Genomic DNA, 15,237 nt, shown 5'->3' on the forward strand with positions numbered 1-15,237 from the left:
GGGATTTCTCGTTACGCGGCAGTAGCCTTCGAGGAAGTTACCGCCGGTTACATTCAAGGGTCAAGGGAGATGTGAAAAAAGGGTGTCGGATGTGCACGGACCGCAACCGGCCAGGTTCAACTACCCCTCGACCACTTGACCCTGACGGTTAATCAGGTCTACAACTTCCCCTGTTTCCACGGATCCGTGGCGCCGGATCCGGCAAGCGGCACCCGTTCGCGTCAGACGTGGCATCCGCCGCGTCCCTCATGCGGCACCGGCCGCGTTCCCGGCCCTGTCACGGCAACCGCTCCACCTCTCAGCGCGGCTCCGGCACGGTCACTTCCCTCGTTCTCCCCGTGTCGGACCGCCCCTGTACCCGGCCCGGCCGGAGGTCTTCCCCCGAGGCCTTCGGCCGGTGTCCGGTGTGCCGCCGTCGCGGGTCCGCCGCGTACGGAGAAGGCGTGACGGCCCCGCGCCGGCGGCATCGCACCGATCGCACCCCCCACCTCACCTCATCTGTCCCCCCACTTCGGAAGAGAGGCACCCCCATGCGTACGCGTTCCCTCCTCGCCCTTGCCGGCACCGCCACGGCGCTCGCCCTCACCTGGGCCACCCCGGCCTCCGCGGCCGGCCCGGTCCTCACCACCGGCAGCACCGGCGGCACCGCGGTCGCCGTCGGCGACACCCTCACCGCGCCGCTGGCCTCCGGCACCTCCGCCACCTTCTACTCCAGCGCGACCGGCACCAGCGGGGTCAAGTGCACCGGCTCGCAGTTCACCGCCAAGGTCACCGGCAACCCGACCGCGCCCGGCACGGCCACCGAGTCCGTCACCGCGCACACCTTCGACAACACCACCTGCACCAGCAACGTCACCGGTGTCCTGGGCGTCAACGGCATCACCATCAACAACCTGCCCTACTCGGCGACGATCACCTCGGCCGGCACCCTCACCGTCTCGCCCCCGAGCGGCTCCGTCATCCAGGCCACCGTCCAGCTGCGCACCCTGCTGGGCACCGTGAGCTGTGTGTACCAGGCGCCCGGACTGACCGGTAAGGCCGACAACGCCGACAGCAGCATCACCTTCACCAACCAGCAGTTCACCAAGACCTCCGGCTCGTCGCTGTGCTTCGCCAACGGCTACTTCACGGCGAAGTACGCCCCCGTCACCGACGCGGGAGTCCGGGTCTACGTCAACTGACCGACCGGATGGCGTGCTTCAGCGTCGTCGTAGACGCCGAAGCCGCAGCGTGAGGGCGGCGCCCCCGGTGAGCAGCAGCACCGCGGCGGCGCCGCCCGTCAGCAACGGCGCCGAGGGGCCCGGTCCGCCGTGCGTGGTCTGCGCGACCGGCGTTCCGTCGCGCACGGCGGCCTCGGACCGGTCACCGGCGCCGCTCGTCGATCGATCGGTCGGACCCGCCACCGGGGAACCCGGCTCCGATGGGGCCGGTGCGGCCGGCGAACCCGACGCGGCCGGCGCGTCCGGTGAACTCGCCGTCGGCGCGGGCCGGGCGGACCCCGCCGCCCCGGCGGCTTTCGCGCGCTTCGGGAAGACCACGTCGGAGCACGCGTAGTACGTGTCCGGCGTACTGCTGTTCTGCCAGATGGTGTAGAGCACTTGACGGCCCGTCCGGTCCGCGGGGAGCGTCGCGTTCAGGCGGTACGCCCCGTTCCGCAGCGGCGGGTCGGTGACCTCGGCGAAGGGGCGCGCGGGCAGGTCGGACCACGTCAGCGGCCGTGAGGGGTCGTAACCCGGCTTGGTCAGGTACAGCTTGAACGTGCCCGTGTGCGCGATGGTCGACGCGTAGGTCAGGGTCAGGTGGCCGCCCGGTGTCAGCCGTGTCGCCGGCCAGTCCCGCCGGGCCAGGTCCAGGCCCCGGTACGCGGGCAGGTTCCCGCTGCACAGTCTGCCGTCCGGGATCACCTGCCGGTCGCGGCCCGCCACCCCCGCCACACGCAGGTTGTCCCAGGCGGTGAACGGGCCGCCGTTCGCCGCGATCGCCGCGCGGCAGGCCGGCGTCCGGGCGGCCTCCCCCTCGGGTGAGCAGGCGTAGACCCGGCTGACCGGGTCCGTCGGGGCTCCGTGCGCCTGGGCGGGCCCCGCCGCCCACGGCAGGAGCAGGAGCGGTGCCGTCGCGGCGGCCGTCCTGACGCCCAGGCGGGCGGTCGTCCGGGTCTTCCGAGTCTTTCGAGTCATCCGGGCGTCTCCTCGACGGGCGCGGGGAACGGGGTCTGCGCGTCCAGTACGGCCCCGTCGGTCGCCGTGTTCAGCCGGTCCGGCGCACCCGCGCGCGGGGGGCGTGAAAGCACCGACCGGTTCGGCTGTTTTGCGCCTGCTTCCACATCCCATTGAGGAGTCGGCCGTCCGCCTCGTATCGTGGCGATCATGGGGCGGCGCCCGCCGCCCCGGGGCTCCCGGACACCGGCCGGCGACGAAGGGGAAACCATGAGGTCTCGCCCGTTGGAGAGGTGCGGAGCATCCGGCCGGTGCCGAGCGGGGCGATGACACGTGTCGTACCGCGCGCGTGGTCCGCCGGACTCCCGTTGCCGCTCGGTGAGTTATCGTATGCAACGAGTCAGAAACAAACCGCATGTCCTGTTCTTTTTGGCGCGAGGAGGGAGTCCAGGATGCCAAGGCAGTTACGTGCCGAACAGACCCGGGCGACGATCATCACGGCCGCCGCCGATCTGATCGACCGGCGCGGATACGAGTCCACCAGCCTGAGCGACATCGTCGCACACGCGAAGGTCACCAAGGGCGCCCTGTACTTCCACTTCGCCGCCAAGGAGGATCTCGCCCACGCCATCCTGGAACTCCAGGACAAGGCCGCCCGGCACCTCGTGGCCGACGTCGAGAGCCGTGGCTGCTCCTCGCTGGAGGCCCTGATGCGCACCACGTTCGGGATCGCCCGGCTCGCCGTGGAGGATCCGGTACCGCGCGCCGGACTCCGCCTGGCCGCCGCGGACATCGCCGTACGGCCGCCGCTGCGGCACCCGTTCACCGAGTGGCTCGACTTCGCCACCCGCAAGTTCACCGGAGCCGTCCGGGAAGCCGACGTACACGGCGATCTCGACGTCGGCGTCGTCGCCCACTCCCTCGTCTGCTTCTTCATCGGCACCCGCGTCGCCGGCCGCTCGCTCGAACCGGTCGGACGGCTGCCGCGCAGAGTCGCCGAGATGTGGCACCTCATGGTCCGCGGACTCGTCCCGGTGCACCGCCGCCCCCGCTACGTCAGCCTCGCCACGCAGCTGGAGCGGGAGATCCGCACCGCCTGACGCCCGCGATACGGTGACGGACATGCCCGACATCCCCTTCGCACCCGTGATCTTCGGCAACGAACCTGGTTCGTTCCCGCACAGCGTGCTGGCCGAACGGCACCCCGCGATCATCCGGCAGGTACGGGACGCCTTCCCGTACGGCCCCGGGCAGCACACGGCGCTGGACGAGCTGCTGAAGAGCTGCACCGAGGGGACCGTCGAACCGCTGCCCGCCGACGCCCCGGACCGGGACCGGTGGCAGGACTGGGGCCTCGCCGAGTACGCCGGCCGGTCCTGGTTCGACGTGCCCTGGCTGTGGGCCGAGAGCTACTTCTACCGCCGGCTGCTCGACGCCGTCGGCTGGTTCGGGCCGGGCGCCTGGCAGGGCATCGACCCCTTCCGTCCCTTCAAGCGCGCCGAGCTCGACGCCCCGGAGACCGACGAGGAACTGGCCGCCCTGGACGGCCTGCGGGACCTGCCCACGGACGAGCGGGCGCGCGCCCTGCTGCACGGCTCGCTCTGGGGCAACCGCGCCGACCTCGGCTTCCGGCTCTCCGCCGCGGGCGCCCCGGCCCGCGAACCCGCCCCCGCGCTGGTCGCCGACGACAGCGAGACCCTGTGGTCGCTGCTCCCGCCCGCCGGAACCGGCACGCTCGTGCTCGTCGCGGACAACGCGGGCCGCGAACTCGTCCCCGACCTCCTGCTGATCGCCCATCTCCTCGCCGAGGGCCGGACCGCCCGAGCGGTGCTGCACGTCAAGCCGTACCCGTACTACGTCTCCGACGCCACCACCGCCGACGTGGTCGACGCGCTGCACCGGCTGCGCGCGGCCCGCGGGACGGCCGCCGAGTACGGGCGCCTGCTGTGGTCGGCCATGGCCGACGGCCGGCTCACCGTGCGCGCCCACCCCTTCTCCTGCGCCCCGCTGCCGTACGCGGCGATGCCGGACGACCTGCGCGCCGAGTTCGCCGCGGCCACGCTGACCATCGTCAAGGGCGACCTCAACTACCGCCGCCTGGTGGGCGACCGGCTCTGGCCGCCCACCACGCCCTTCCGGGAGACGACCGCGTACTTCCCCGGCCCGGTCGCCGCCCTGCGCACCCTCAAGTCCGATGTGATCACCGGCCTGTCCGCGACGACCGAGGCCGAACTGGTGGCGGCCGAGGGACAGAGCTGGCGGACCAGCGGTACGCACGCGCTGATCCAGACCGACCCGAAGGGCGACGGGAAGGACCCGTCAGGTCACGTGCAGCGGCAGTGACTTGATGCCGTTGATGAAGTTGGACACCAGCCGCCCGGTCGGCCCGGCGAGACGCGGCGGTCCGGGCAGGACGCGCAGTACCTCCTCGTGCAGCAGCCGCAGTTGCAGCCGGGCGAAGTGAGCGCCGAGGCACACGTGCGGGCCGTCCCCGAAGGAGACGTGCGGATTGGGGGCGCGGGTGAGATCGAGCCGGTCGGGAGCGGCGAAGACGCGCTCGTCGCGGTTGGCCGAGGCGTGGAACACCACGACCTTGTCGCCCGCCCGGATCGGGCGGCCCGCCAGCTCGGTGTCCCGCACGGCCGTCCGGCGGAAGGTCAGCACGGGCGGATGCCAGCGCAGCAGCTCGTCGACGGCGGACGGCACGGCCGCCTTCCCGGCGCGCAGCGGCTCGTACGCCTCCGGGTGCTCCGCCAGCGCCAGCAGCCCGCCCGGGGCCGCGGCGCGCACGGTGTCGTTGCCCGCCACGGTGAGCAGGAAGAAGAACATCTCCAGCTCGGCTTCCGCGAGTTCGGCGTCGTGGGCGAGTGTCGTCATGATGTCGTCCGCGGGGTACCGCCTCTTGTACGCGGCCAGCTGTCCGGCGTAGGCGAACATGTCCGCCAGCATCGCCGGTGACCGCGGATTCACCGGTCTGCCCGCCCCGTCCAGCACCGGCGGACCGGCCTCGTCCGGGTCCTGGTAGCCGATCACCCGCTGCGTCCAGCGCAGCAGCAGCCGCCGGTCGCTCTCCGGGACGCCCAGCAGATCCGCCAGGTTCAGCAGGGCGTACTCGTCGGTGACGGCGGACACCAGGTCCACCGTGCCGTCCCCCGCCCGCGCCGCCTCCAGGGCGCCCGCGAGCAGCGTGCGCGCCCGCTCCCGCGCTACCGCCGCGAACCGGTCCACGCGCCCCGGCGTGAAGGCGCGGCTCACCAGCCGCCGCAGCCGCCCGTGCCCCGGCGGGTCCTGGTTGAGCATCATCCGCCGGATGAACGGCAGGTCCTCGGGGTCCGGGTCGCGGATCTGGGTCGCGCCGGCGTACGACGAGTACGTCTCCGCGTCCTTCAGCACGCGCACGACATCCGCGTGCCGGGTCACCGCCCAGAACCCGGGCCCGGCCGGCCAGCCCAGCACCTCCGGTTCCTCCTGCCAGGCGACCGGATGGTGGTCGCGCAGCACGCGGTAGTCGTCGTGGGGCACCCCGGCGGCGTACCGGCGCGGATCGAAGACGTCCGGGACCGGTGGCACCTCCCGCACGCTCACGCCGCCCCGCCCGCCCGGGCGCCACCCGCGTCGTCGGCCCGCAGGAAGTCCTCGACGGCGCGGACCAGGTCCAGCGGGGCCTCGTCCATCGCGTAGTGACCGGCGCCCGGCAGCACGGTCAGCTCCGCGCGGGGGTACCAGGACAGCCAGGTCTGCCGCATGACCTCCGGGGACAGCGCCGGATCCAGCGCGCCGGCCACGGCCAGCGCCGGTACCTCGCTGCCCACGACGTCGGCGGTGAAGTCCTCGCCCGCCCACGACTCCAGCCAGGCCCGGAACGCCTTCGGGTCGCTGCGCTCCAGCGAGCGGGCGACCATCCGGTCCAGCCAGGCGGCGGGCCGGCGGCCCCCGGTGGTGAAGTCGATGATCGCGCGCCGGTTCTCCGCCCGGTGCGCCGCGTCCGTGAACAGCGCCGCCTGCTCGCCGGCCAGCGGCATTCCGGAGGCGGGCACGGGGGAGACGCCGGCGATCCGGCGCAGGCGGTGCGGGGCGACGGCGAGCAGCCGCTGCGCCACCGCGCCCCCCATCGAGTGCCCGACCACCGAGAACCGGTCCCAGCCGAGCCGGTCCGCCAGCTCCACCAGGTCCACGGCCGCCTCGGCCGTCGTGTACGAGCCCGTGGCGTGCCGGGCCTCGCCGTACCCCCGCAGGTCCACCAGCGCGTAGCTGAAGGACGCGCGGTCCAGGTCCGGCAGGACGGCCGCGTAGGCGGACCGGTCGGCGAACCAGCCGTGCACGGCGAACACCTTGTGGGCGCCGTCGCCGTGCACCTCATGGGGCAGCACGAAGGAGGTCATGCGCCTACCGTGGCCCCCGCGCGCGGACACGGCAAGGCACCCAACGCCACAACCGCCCACCGGGGTTCCCGGTTTCGCGAGCGGTTCACGCGATGGTGTGATCATGTGCCGCCGGCTGGATGGGCGTCCGGGGTCGCGGGTAGGGCCCGGCCATGACGCAGCCGTTCGAACTCCCGCGCTTCTACATGCCGTATCCCGCGCGGCTCAACCCGCACCTGGACGAGGCCCGGGCCCACTCGACCCGGTGGGCACGCGACATGGGCATGCTGGAGGGCTCCGGGATCTGGGAACAGGCCGACCTGGAGGCGCACGACTACGGCCTCCTGTGCGCCTACACCCATCCCGACTGCGACGGACCCGCTCTCTCCCTGATCACCGACTGGTACGTGTGGGTGTTCTTCTTCGACGACCACTTCCTGGACATGTACAAGCGCACCCCGGACCGGGCCGCCGGGAAGGCCCACCTGGACCGCCTGCCGCTGTTCATGCCGCTCGACCCCGCCACCACCGTGCCGGAGCCGGAGAACCCGGTGGAGGCCGGGCTGAAGGACCTGTGGGCGCGGACGGTGCCGTCGATGTCCGTGGACTGGCGCCGCCGCTTCTCGACCGCCACCGAGCACCTGCTCAACGAGTCGATGTGGGAGCTGTCCAACATCGACGAGGGGCGCGTCGCCAACCCCGTCGAGTACATCGAGATGCGCCGCAAGGTCGGCGGCGCCCCCTGGTCGGCGGGGCTCGTGGAGTATGCGACCGCGGAGGTGCCCGCCGCCGTCGCCGGCACCCGGCCGCTGCGCGTCCTCATGGAGACCTTCTCCGACGCCGTCCACCTGCGCAACGACCTGTTCTCCTACCAGCGCGAGGTCGAGGACGAGGGCGAGAACAGCAACGGCGTGCTGGTCCTGGAGAAGTTCTTCGGCTGCACCACCCAGGAGGCCGCCGACACCGTCAACGACGTCCTCACCTCACGGCTGCACCAGTTCGAGCACACCGCGTTCACCGAAGTCCCCGCCGTCGCCCTGGAGAAGGGCCTCACGCCCGCCGAGGTCGCCGCGGTCGCCGCCTACACCAAGGGGCTCCAGGACTGGCAGTCCGGCGGCCACGAGTGGCACATGCGCTCCAGCCGCTACATGAACAAGGGCGCGCGCCCCAGCTCGCCCTGGCAGCTCCCCAGCGGCCCCGGGACCTCCGCCGCCGACGTCGGCGCGCTGCTCGCCTCCGCCGCACAGGACCGGCTGCGCGCCTACTCCCACGTGCCGTACCAGAAGGTCGGCCCGTCCCGCATCCCCGACCTCTACATGCCCTTCGAGCTCCAGCTCAGCCCCCACCTGGACCGGGCCCGCGGCAACCTCGTCGACTGGTGCCACCGGATGGGCGTCCTCCAGGAGGGCGTCTGGGACGAGGACAAGCTCGCCGCCTACGACCTCGCGCTGTGCTCCGCCGGCCTGGACCCGGACGCCACCCCGGAGGCCCTCGACCTCAGCGCGCAGTGGCTCGCCTGGGGCACCTACGGCGACGACTACTACCCCCTGGTGTACGGCCACCGCCGGGACCTCGCCGCCGCCCGGCTGACCACGGCCCGGCTGTCGCGGTGCATGGCGGTGGAGGGCGCGCCGACGGTCGTTCCCGCCGACGCCATGGAACGCGGGCTGATCGACCTGTGGACGCGCACCACGGCCGAGATGACCGCCGACCAGCGGCGCACCCTCAAGACGGCCGTGGACAAGATGACCGAGAGCTGGGTCTGGGAGCTCTCCAACCAGATGCAGAACCGCGTCCCCGACCCGGTCGACTACCTGGAGATGCGGCGCTCCACCTTCGGCTCGGACCTCACCCTGAGCCTGTGCCGGATGGGCAACGGCCCGGCGATCCCCGCCGAGGTCTACGCCAGCGGTCCGGTGCGCTCCCTGGAGAACGCCGCCATCGACTACGCCTGTCTCCTCAACGACGTCTTCTCCTACCAGAAGGAGATCGAGTACGAGGGCGAGATCCACAACTCGGTCCTGGTGGTGCAGAACTTCTTCGGCGTGGACTATCCGGCCGCGCTCGGCGTCGTCCACGACCTGATGACCCAGCGCATGCAGCAGTTCGAGCATGTGATCGCCCACGAACTGCCGGTGCTGTACGACGACTTCGAACTGTCGGCCGAGGCCCGCACGCTCATGGACGCCTATGTGCAGGACCTGCGGAACTGGCTGGCCGGCATCCTCAACTGGCACCGGGAGGTCGACCGGTACAAGGCCGCGTGGCTCGGCCGCCGTGCCCACGGCTTCCTGCCCGACCGCGCGCCCGCCCTGTCGCTCGGCTGACGGTCGCCGAATCTCCGCGTACGGAATCGGGCATTCAGGGAACTTCGGTGAGCCTTGGGGAGTCTTGTGGAGTAAGGGGAACAACAGAGCCAGAACACACGGGGGTGTTCTACCTTGACCGAGACCATCGAGAGGCTCACCGGACGGACCACGGGCGAGCAGGCACCGGCGGCCCGCGAACTGACGCCGTACATGGCGCCGTTGACCGTCCCGCCGGTCCTGCGGCCCGCCGCGGACGACGTCCTGCGCGAGACCGAGATCGCTCTGCGCCCGACCTGGGTGCGCCTGCACCCGCAACTGCCGCCGACCCTGATGTGGGGCTACGACGGACACGTGCCGGGCCCGACCATCGAGGTGCGCCGGGGACAGCGCGTCCGCATCGCCTGGACCAACCGCATCCCCAAGGACAGCGAGTACCCGGTCACCTCGGTGGAGGTGCCGCTGCGCACGGACGGCCGCCCGCAGGCCACCACCGAGCCCGGCCGCGAGGGCGTCGAGCCGAACAAGGACGTCGCCGCCCTGCCCGCCTGGTCGGTGACCCATCTGCACGGCGCGCAGACCGGCGGCGGCAACGACGGCTGGGCGGACAACGCCGTCGGCCACGGCGACGCCCAGCTCTCGGAGTACTGCCACCTGCTGGAGCACGAGGACATGGGCATGATGCGGCCCTTCGTCGTCATGCCGCCCGAGGCCCTGAAGTTCGACCACGGCGGGGCGCACGGCGGCCACGGCGAGGGCCACACGGGCTGAGAGGGCGGGCCGCAAGGGTGCGCTGAACGCGACGGCTATGACTACCCAGCGTCACCCTCCGGGCATTCTCACCCTTTCGTGTCTCGTCGCGGTCCGCCGCCCCGGGTAGAGCACCACCCGGAGGCGAGCGAACCATGGAACAGACTGCGTTGCGTCCCAAGCCGATGCCCGGTCAGGACCGGCGGGCGGACGACACCCCGGACCCCGCCCACCGCCCGCACGCCGTGCCCCGGCGCGGACGGCGGCTGCGGACCCTGCTGTGCGGCCTGTGCGCCGGCACCGCGCTGGTGCTCTCCGGCGTCGGCATCGGCACGGTCGGCGCCACGGTGATCGGCATGAGCAGCCTCGCCGAGCCGCGACGCCAGGCCCCGCCGCCGGCGCCCTCGGCCAGGGCCACGCCCCCGTCGGCGCCCGTCCCCGCCCCGCCCGGACCGGCCCTGGGCGTGGAGGCCGTCGACGCGGAGAAGGCGGGCGCCCTCGTGGTGGGCGTGCACGTGCCCGGCCCCGGTTACGCGGCGGGCCTGGTCCGCGGGGACGTCGTCCTCCAGTGGGGCCAGGCCCGTGTGGACACCGTCGCCGACCTCGCCCGAGCCGTCGGACGGGCCCGCCCCGGCACGGCGGTGCTCCTCACCGTGCGCCACGCGAGCGGCGGCTACCAGCAGTTGACGGTGACGCCGGCAGTGGTGATCTGACCCGGTCCGGGCCCGCCACCGCCGCCGTCCCGGTCACGCCGGGAAACCCCTTGGTCACCGTCCGTCCCGCACGTCATCATGGACCCATGCCGAGTGCCCCCTGAACGGACCGCGGGACGTCGGTCCGCGGGACCGGCTCGCGTGGGTCCGCGCGGGCGGGCAGGATGCTGCCCGAGACGCCATCGCCCCGTTTCCTCACCCGCCCCGGAGGCCCGGATGACCGGTAGTACGCCCGCGCCCTTCACCGCCGCCGACTACAGGGCCCGCATGGAGCGCGCCGTGCGCTCCGCCGCCGACGCCGGCCTCGCGGGGCTGCTCGTGGCGCCGGGACCGGACATGGTGTGGCTCACCGGCTACACGCCCACAGCGGTCACGGAGCGGCTGACCCTGCTGGTCCTCGCGCCCGGCCGGGACCCCGTGCTCGTCGTGCCCACCCTGGAGGCCCCGGACGCCGAGCAGGCGGCCGGCGCCGCCGCGCTGACGCTGCGCGACTGGACCGACGGCAAGGACCCCTACGCGGTCACCGCCGGCCTCCTCGACGACCGCGGCCGGTTCGGCATCAGCGACAACACGTGGGCGATGCACCTGCTGGGCCTCCAGCGGGCCCTGCCCGGCACCTCCTACGCCTCCCTCACCGACGCCCTGCCCATGCTGCGCGCGGTGAAGGACGCGGCCGAACTGGAACTCCTGGCAGCCGCGGGCGCGGCTGCCGACCTGGCGTTCGAGGAGATCCGGAAGGTCCCCTTCGCCGGCCGCCGCGAGTCCGACGTCGGCCAGGACCTCGCCGGGCTGCTGCGCCGCTTCGGCCACTCCCAGGTCGACTTCACGATCGTCGGCTCCGGACCGAACGGCGCCAACCCCCACCACGAGGTCGGCGACCGCGTCATCCGGTCCGGCGACATGGTCGTCCTCGACTTCGGCGGCCTGAAGGACGGCTACGGCTCCGACACCACCCGCACGGTCCACGTCGGCGAGCCGACCGAGGAGGAGCGCCGGGTCCACGACGTGGTGCGCGCCGCCCAGGAGGCCGGTTTCCAGGCCGTGCGCCCGCAAGCGGCCTGCCAGGAGGTCGACCGCGCCGCCCGCGCGGTGATCACGGACGCCGGGTACGGCGAGTACTTCATCCACCGCACCGGCCACGGCATCGGCGTCACCACGCACGAGCCGCCGTACATGATCGAGGGCGAGGAACAGCCGCTCGTGCCCGGCATGTGCTTCTCCGTGGAGCCCGGCATCTACCTGCCCGGCCGCTTCGGGGTGCGCATCGAGGACATCGTCACGGTCACCGCCGACGGCGGCCGGCGCCTCAACGACACCACCCGTGAGATGGTCATAGTGGAGTGAGAGACCCGAGGAGACCCACTCCCGACGAGACCCGGAACGGCGACGCGCGACCCATGACCCAGGCACCGACACCCACCGCGGACACCGTCCGCAGACTGGTTCGCTCGCTGCTCAAGGAGGGCGGCGACGGCACGGGGGGACCCGATGTGCGGCCCGTGACGGAGGACCGCGAGCACACCTGGTGGGTCGGCAGCCGCCATGTGCTGCGCCTCGCGCCCGACCGCGAGGCCTCCGTCCGCCGCCGCCGCGAACTGCGCCTGCGCGAGCTGGTCCGCCCGCAGGTGCCCGTCGCCGTCCCGACCAGCGTCGCGCACGGCGACTGGGCGCCCGGCCTCGCCTACACCCTGGACACCCGGGTGCCCGGCGGCACGGCCGACGAGCACGACGTCTCCGCCGTCGGCGAGGCCGACCTCGCCGGGCTGCTCAGCGGGCTGCGCACGGTGCCGGCCCGGCAGGCCGAGGCGCTCGGCGTGCCGCGCACCGCCCCGCGCTCTCTGGAGGCGCTGCGCCGGATGGCCGTGCACGCGGCCGAACGGCTCGCCGCCGCCGACGAGTTCGACGCGGCACGGCTGCACCAGCTGACCCCGCCCGGCGCGGCCCAGCTCACCGCGCAGCCCGGTTCCGCCGTCCTCACCCACCACGGGCTGACCGGTGCGCACGTGCTGGTCAGCGCCGACGGACGGGTGCGCGGCATCCTGGACTGGACCGCGGCGTCCGTCGGCGACCCCGCCGAGGACATCGCCGGGCTCGCCGTCGCCGTCGGCTCCCCGCCGGCCGTGCGCGCCGCCACCCTCGCCGGCTACGGCGCCCGCCCCTGTCTGCGCGGCCTGTGGCTGGCCCGCTGCGACACCGTCATCCGCCTCACCGACCGCCTGGAAGGCCGTACGACCGGTTCCCTCCCCCTGCTGCGGACCCAGCTGCGGCGCGCCTGGGAGCCGATCCTGCTGGAGCGGGTGACCGACCTCCAGGAGGACGAGCCGGGGCCCTGACGCCACCGCCAGGGCCCCTCAGGGCGGTGCCGGCCCCCACGCTCAGGGCTGCGTCAGCACCACGCACGACTCGCCGGGCACCTGGAGCAGCCCGTCCGAGCCCGGCGTCCCCACCGGGTCCCAGGCCGCGAGGACCTCCACCCGGCCGGTGCCCAGCGGGATCGCCGCCGGCTCCTTGCCCAGGTTCACCGCCACCCGTACGTCGCCGCGCCGGAAGGCCAGCCAGCGGGCGTCCTCGTCGTACGCGACCTTCGTGTCGGCGAGGTCCGGGTCGGTGAGGTCGGGCTGGGCGTGGCGCAGCGCGATCAGCTGCCGGTACCAGGCCAGCACGCGCGCGTGGGGCTCGCGTTCCGGCTCCGACCAGTCCAGGCAGGACCGCTCGCGGGTCGCCGGGTCCTGCGGGTCGGGCACGTCCTCCTCGGCCCACCCGTGCGCGGCGAACTCCCGGCGCCTGCCCTGCCGTACCGCCTCGGCCAGCTTGGGGTCGGTGTGGTCGGTGAAGAACTGCCAGGGCGTGCCCGCCGCCCACTCCTCGCCCATGAACAGCATCGGCGTGAACGGCGCGGTCAGGGTCAGCGCGGCCGCACAGGCCAGCAGACCGGGGGAGAGGTGCGCGGAGAGCCGGTCGCCCTGGGCGCGGTTGCCGACCTGGTCGTGGGTCTGGCTGTAGCCGAGCAGCCGGTGCCCGGCCACGCGCGCGCGGTCCAGCGGCCGGCCGTGACTGCGGCCCCGGAAGCTGGAGTACGTGCCGTCGTGGAACCAGCCGCCGGTGAGCGTCTTGGCGAGCGCGGCGAAGGGATCACGCGCGAAGTCGGCGTAGTAGCCCTGGGACTCACCGGTCAGCGTGGTGTGCAGGGCGTGGTGGAAGTCGTCGTTCCACTGCGCGTGCAGTCCGAGGCCGTTCTCCGCGCGCGGGGTGATGAAGCGCGGGTTGTTCAGGTCCGACTCGGCGATCAGGAACAGCGGCCTGCCCACCTCCTCGGCGAGGCCGTCGACCGCCGCCGACAGCTCCTCCAGGAAGTGGCACGCGCGCGTGTCGTACAGCGTATGCACCGCGTCCAGCCGCAGACCGTCGATCCGGTAGTCCCGCAGCCACGCCAGCGCGCTGCCCACGAGGAAGGCGCGCACCTCGTCCGAGCCGGGCGCGTCCAGGTTCACCGCCGAACCCCACGGCGTGGTGTGCGTGTCCGTGAAGTACGGCCCGAACCGCGGCAGATGGTTCCCGGTAGGCCCCAAGTGGTTGTGCACGACGTCCAGGACGACGCCCAGGCCGAGTTCGTGCGCCCGGTCCACGAAGCGTTTCAGTGCCTCGGGACCGCCGTACGGCTCGTGCACCGCCCACAGCGACACACCCTCGTAGCCCCAGCCGTGTCGCCCCGGGAAAGGACACAGCGGCATCAACTCCACATGCGTCACGCCCAGTTCCACCAGGTGGTCCAGGCGTGCGGCGGCGGCGTCCAGGGTGCCCTCCCGGGTGTACGTGCCCACGTGCAGCTCGTACAGCACCGCGCCCGGCAGCCCGCGCCCCGCCCACGACGCCCGCCACGCGTACCGCTCGTGGTCCACGACCGCGCTCAACCCGTCCGGGCCGTCCGGCTGGCGTCGCGAGCGCGGGTCGGGCAGCACGGGTCCGTCGTCCAGCGCGAACCCGTACCGGGCGCCGTCCCCGGCCTCCGCCTCGCCCGTCCACCACCCCCCGCGCGCGGGATCACGCGCCAACGCGCGCACGGTGCCCTCGCAATGGAGCGTCACTCGGTCTGCCTGCGGTGCCCACACCTCGAACTGCACGGACGGTTCCCCTTCGTCTGCTCACCGTGATGTCCCGCGTCTCCATCGTGCCGCCCCGGACGATCAATCCGCTCTCGAATCGGCCCTTTGCCGGGAGGTGTCGCGGAAGTACCCGGGGATCGGCACCGATTCCCTGATTTCTGGACACCCGGGGTTCACTGCCCGACAATCACCAGCGTGACGTCGTCCTTCGAGTTCCCCACCTACCCCGCGCGCCTGTCCGACGCGGAGCGCGACCAGGCGCTGCGGGTGCTGCGCGACGGCGTCGCCATGGGCCGGCTCTCGCACGACACGTTCGTGCGCCGGATGGAACTGGCGCTCACCGCGCGCCGCTCCGACGAACTCGCCGCCCTCGTCGCCGACCTGCCCCAGGAGAACCGCTTCTCCCGCGCGGTCCTCGGCACCGTGGAGGCCGTCTCCGGGTTCACGGTACGACTGCGGCGGGCCTGGCAGGCCGAGCGGCTGCCCAAGCTACAGCTGCCGCACCCGGCGCACACCCATCCGCTGCGCATCGGCCGCGATCCCGCGAACGGGCTGCGGCTGAACCACGACACCGTCTCCCGCGTGCACGCCGAACTCCGCCACCAGGGCGGCCTGTGGGTCCTCAGGGACCTGGGCTCGACCAACGGCACCACCGTCAACGGCCGCCGGGTGATCGGGGCGGTCGTCGTCCGCGAGGGCGACCAGGTCGCCTTCGGCAGGATGGCGTTCCGGCTCGCGGCGAGCTGAGCCCTGCCCGGCCGGTCCTGTTCGAACGGGCGCGCAGCCACGCGCGCGTGCGGCACCGATCGGGTGAGCCGCACTGCGGAAGACGGGCCGCCGTGCCGATG

At 73.2% G+C, this 15,237-nt stretch carries 12 protein-coding genes and 1 pseudogene; 9 read left to right on the forward strand and 4 right to left on the reverse strand.

Annotation, left to right across the window (positions count from 1 at the left end):
• Positions 1-530 precede the first annotated feature (530 nt).
• A complete protein-coding gene (locus tag AQJ11_RS04255; protein ID WP_059261924.1) occupies positions 531-1,181 on the forward strand; it encodes a hypothetical protein in 651 nt (216 codons plus the stop codon).
• 18 nt (positions 1,182-1,199) lie between these two features.
• On the opposite strand, the gene AQJ11_RS04260 is transcribed toward AQJ11_RS04255, so the two are convergent.
• Entirely contained in the window at positions 1,200-2,177 is a 978-nt protein-coding gene (locus tag AQJ11_RS04260; RefSeq protein WP_059261925.1) for a lytic polysaccharide monooxygenase auxiliary activity family 9 protein, read from the reverse strand.
• Positions 2,178-2,608: 431 nt separating this feature from the next.
• On the opposite strand from AQJ11_RS04260, the gene AQJ11_RS04265 reads away from it, so the two are divergent.
• Both AQJ11_RS04265 and AQJ11_RS04270 read left to right on the forward strand, forming a co-directional pair.
• The gene (locus tag AQJ11_RS04265) at positions 2,609-3,256 is read left to right on the forward strand and encodes a ScbR family autoregulator-binding transcription factor (protein WP_014675696.1); all 648 of its coding nucleotides are present in this window, start codon (positions 2,609-2,611) and stop codon (positions 3,254-3,256) included.
• 22 nt (positions 3,257-3,278) lie between these two features.
• A complete protein-coding gene (locus tag AQJ11_RS04270; RefSeq protein ID WP_059261926.1) occupies positions 3,279-4,499 on the forward strand; it encodes a damage-control phosphatase ARMT1 family protein in 1,221 nt (406 codons plus the stop codon).
• Here the strand turns inward: AQJ11_RS04270 and AQJ11_RS04275 are convergent.
• Complete coding sequence (locus tag AQJ11_RS04275) at positions 4,476-5,741, reverse strand: cytochrome P450 (protein ID WP_059261927.1); 1,266 nt, start codon at positions 5,739-5,741, stop codon at positions 4,476-4,478. The genes AQJ11_RS04270 and AQJ11_RS04275 overlap by 24 nt on opposite strands.
• A complete protein-coding gene (locus AQJ11_RS04280) occupies positions 5,738-6,538 on the reverse strand; it encodes an alpha/beta fold hydrolase (RefSeq protein ID WP_059261928.1) in 801 nt (266 codons plus the stop codon). Before AQJ11_RS04280 ends, AQJ11_RS04275 begins: the two co-directional genes overlap by 4 nt.
• Positions 6,539-6,690: 152 nt before the next feature.
• On the opposite strand from AQJ11_RS04280, the gene cyc2 reads away from it, so the two are divergent.
• The 5 genes and pseudogenes from cyc2 (at position 6,691) to AQJ11_RS04305 (ending at position 12,619) form a co-directional block, all read left to right on the forward strand.
• On the forward strand, positions 6,691-8,844 hold the full coding sequence (cyc2, locus tag AQJ11_RS04285; protein ID WP_059261929.1) for a germacradienol/geosmin synthase Cyc2: 2,154 nt from the start codon (positions 6,691-6,693) through the stop codon (positions 8,842-8,844).
• A 114-nt stretch (positions 8,845-8,958) separates the two neighbouring features.
• Positions 8,959-9,471: pseudogene (locus tag AQJ11_RS04290) on the forward strand (multicopper oxidase domain-containing protein); the annotation flags it as partial.
• 257 nt (positions 9,472-9,728) lie between these two features.
• Complete coding sequence (locus AQJ11_RS04295; protein ID WP_059261931.1) at positions 9,729-10,286, forward strand: PDZ domain-containing protein; 558 nt, start codon at positions 9,729-9,731, stop codon at positions 10,284-10,286.
• Positions 10,287-10,502: 216 nt separating this feature from the next.
• On the forward strand, positions 10,503-11,630 hold the full coding sequence (locus AQJ11_RS04300) for an aminopeptidase P family protein (RefSeq protein WP_059261932.1): 1,128 nt from the start codon (positions 10,503-10,505) through the stop codon (positions 11,628-11,630).
• Between the two features lie 53 nt (positions 11,631-11,683).
• On the forward strand, positions 11,684-12,619 hold the full coding sequence (locus AQJ11_RS04305; RefSeq protein WP_059261933.1) for a phosphotransferase: 936 nt from the start codon (positions 11,684-11,686) through the stop codon (positions 12,617-12,619).
• 42 nt (positions 12,620-12,661) lie between these two features.
• On the opposite strand, the gene treZ is transcribed toward AQJ11_RS04305, so the two are convergent.
• Positions 12,662-14,407, reverse strand: coding sequence for a malto-oligosyltrehalose trehalohydrolase (gene treZ, locus AQJ11_RS04310; RefSeq protein ID WP_059261934.1), 1,746 nt, complete (start codon positions 14,405-14,407; stop codon positions 12,662-12,664).
• 177 nt (positions 14,408-14,584) lie between these two features.
• Between treZ and AQJ11_RS04315 the strand changes: the two genes are divergently transcribed.
• Positions 14,585-15,136, forward strand: a complete 552-nt coding sequence (locus tag AQJ11_RS04315) for a DUF1707 and FHA domain-containing protein (protein ID WP_014675706.1) — start codon at positions 14,585-14,587, stop codon at positions 15,134-15,136.
• Positions 15,137-15,237: the final 101 nt, after the last annotated feature.

This window comes from Streptomyces corchorusii (assembly GCF_001514055.1).
Taxonomy (GTDB): Bacteria; Actinomycetota; Actinomycetes; order Streptomycetales; family Streptomycetaceae; genus Streptomyces; species Streptomyces olivaceoviridis.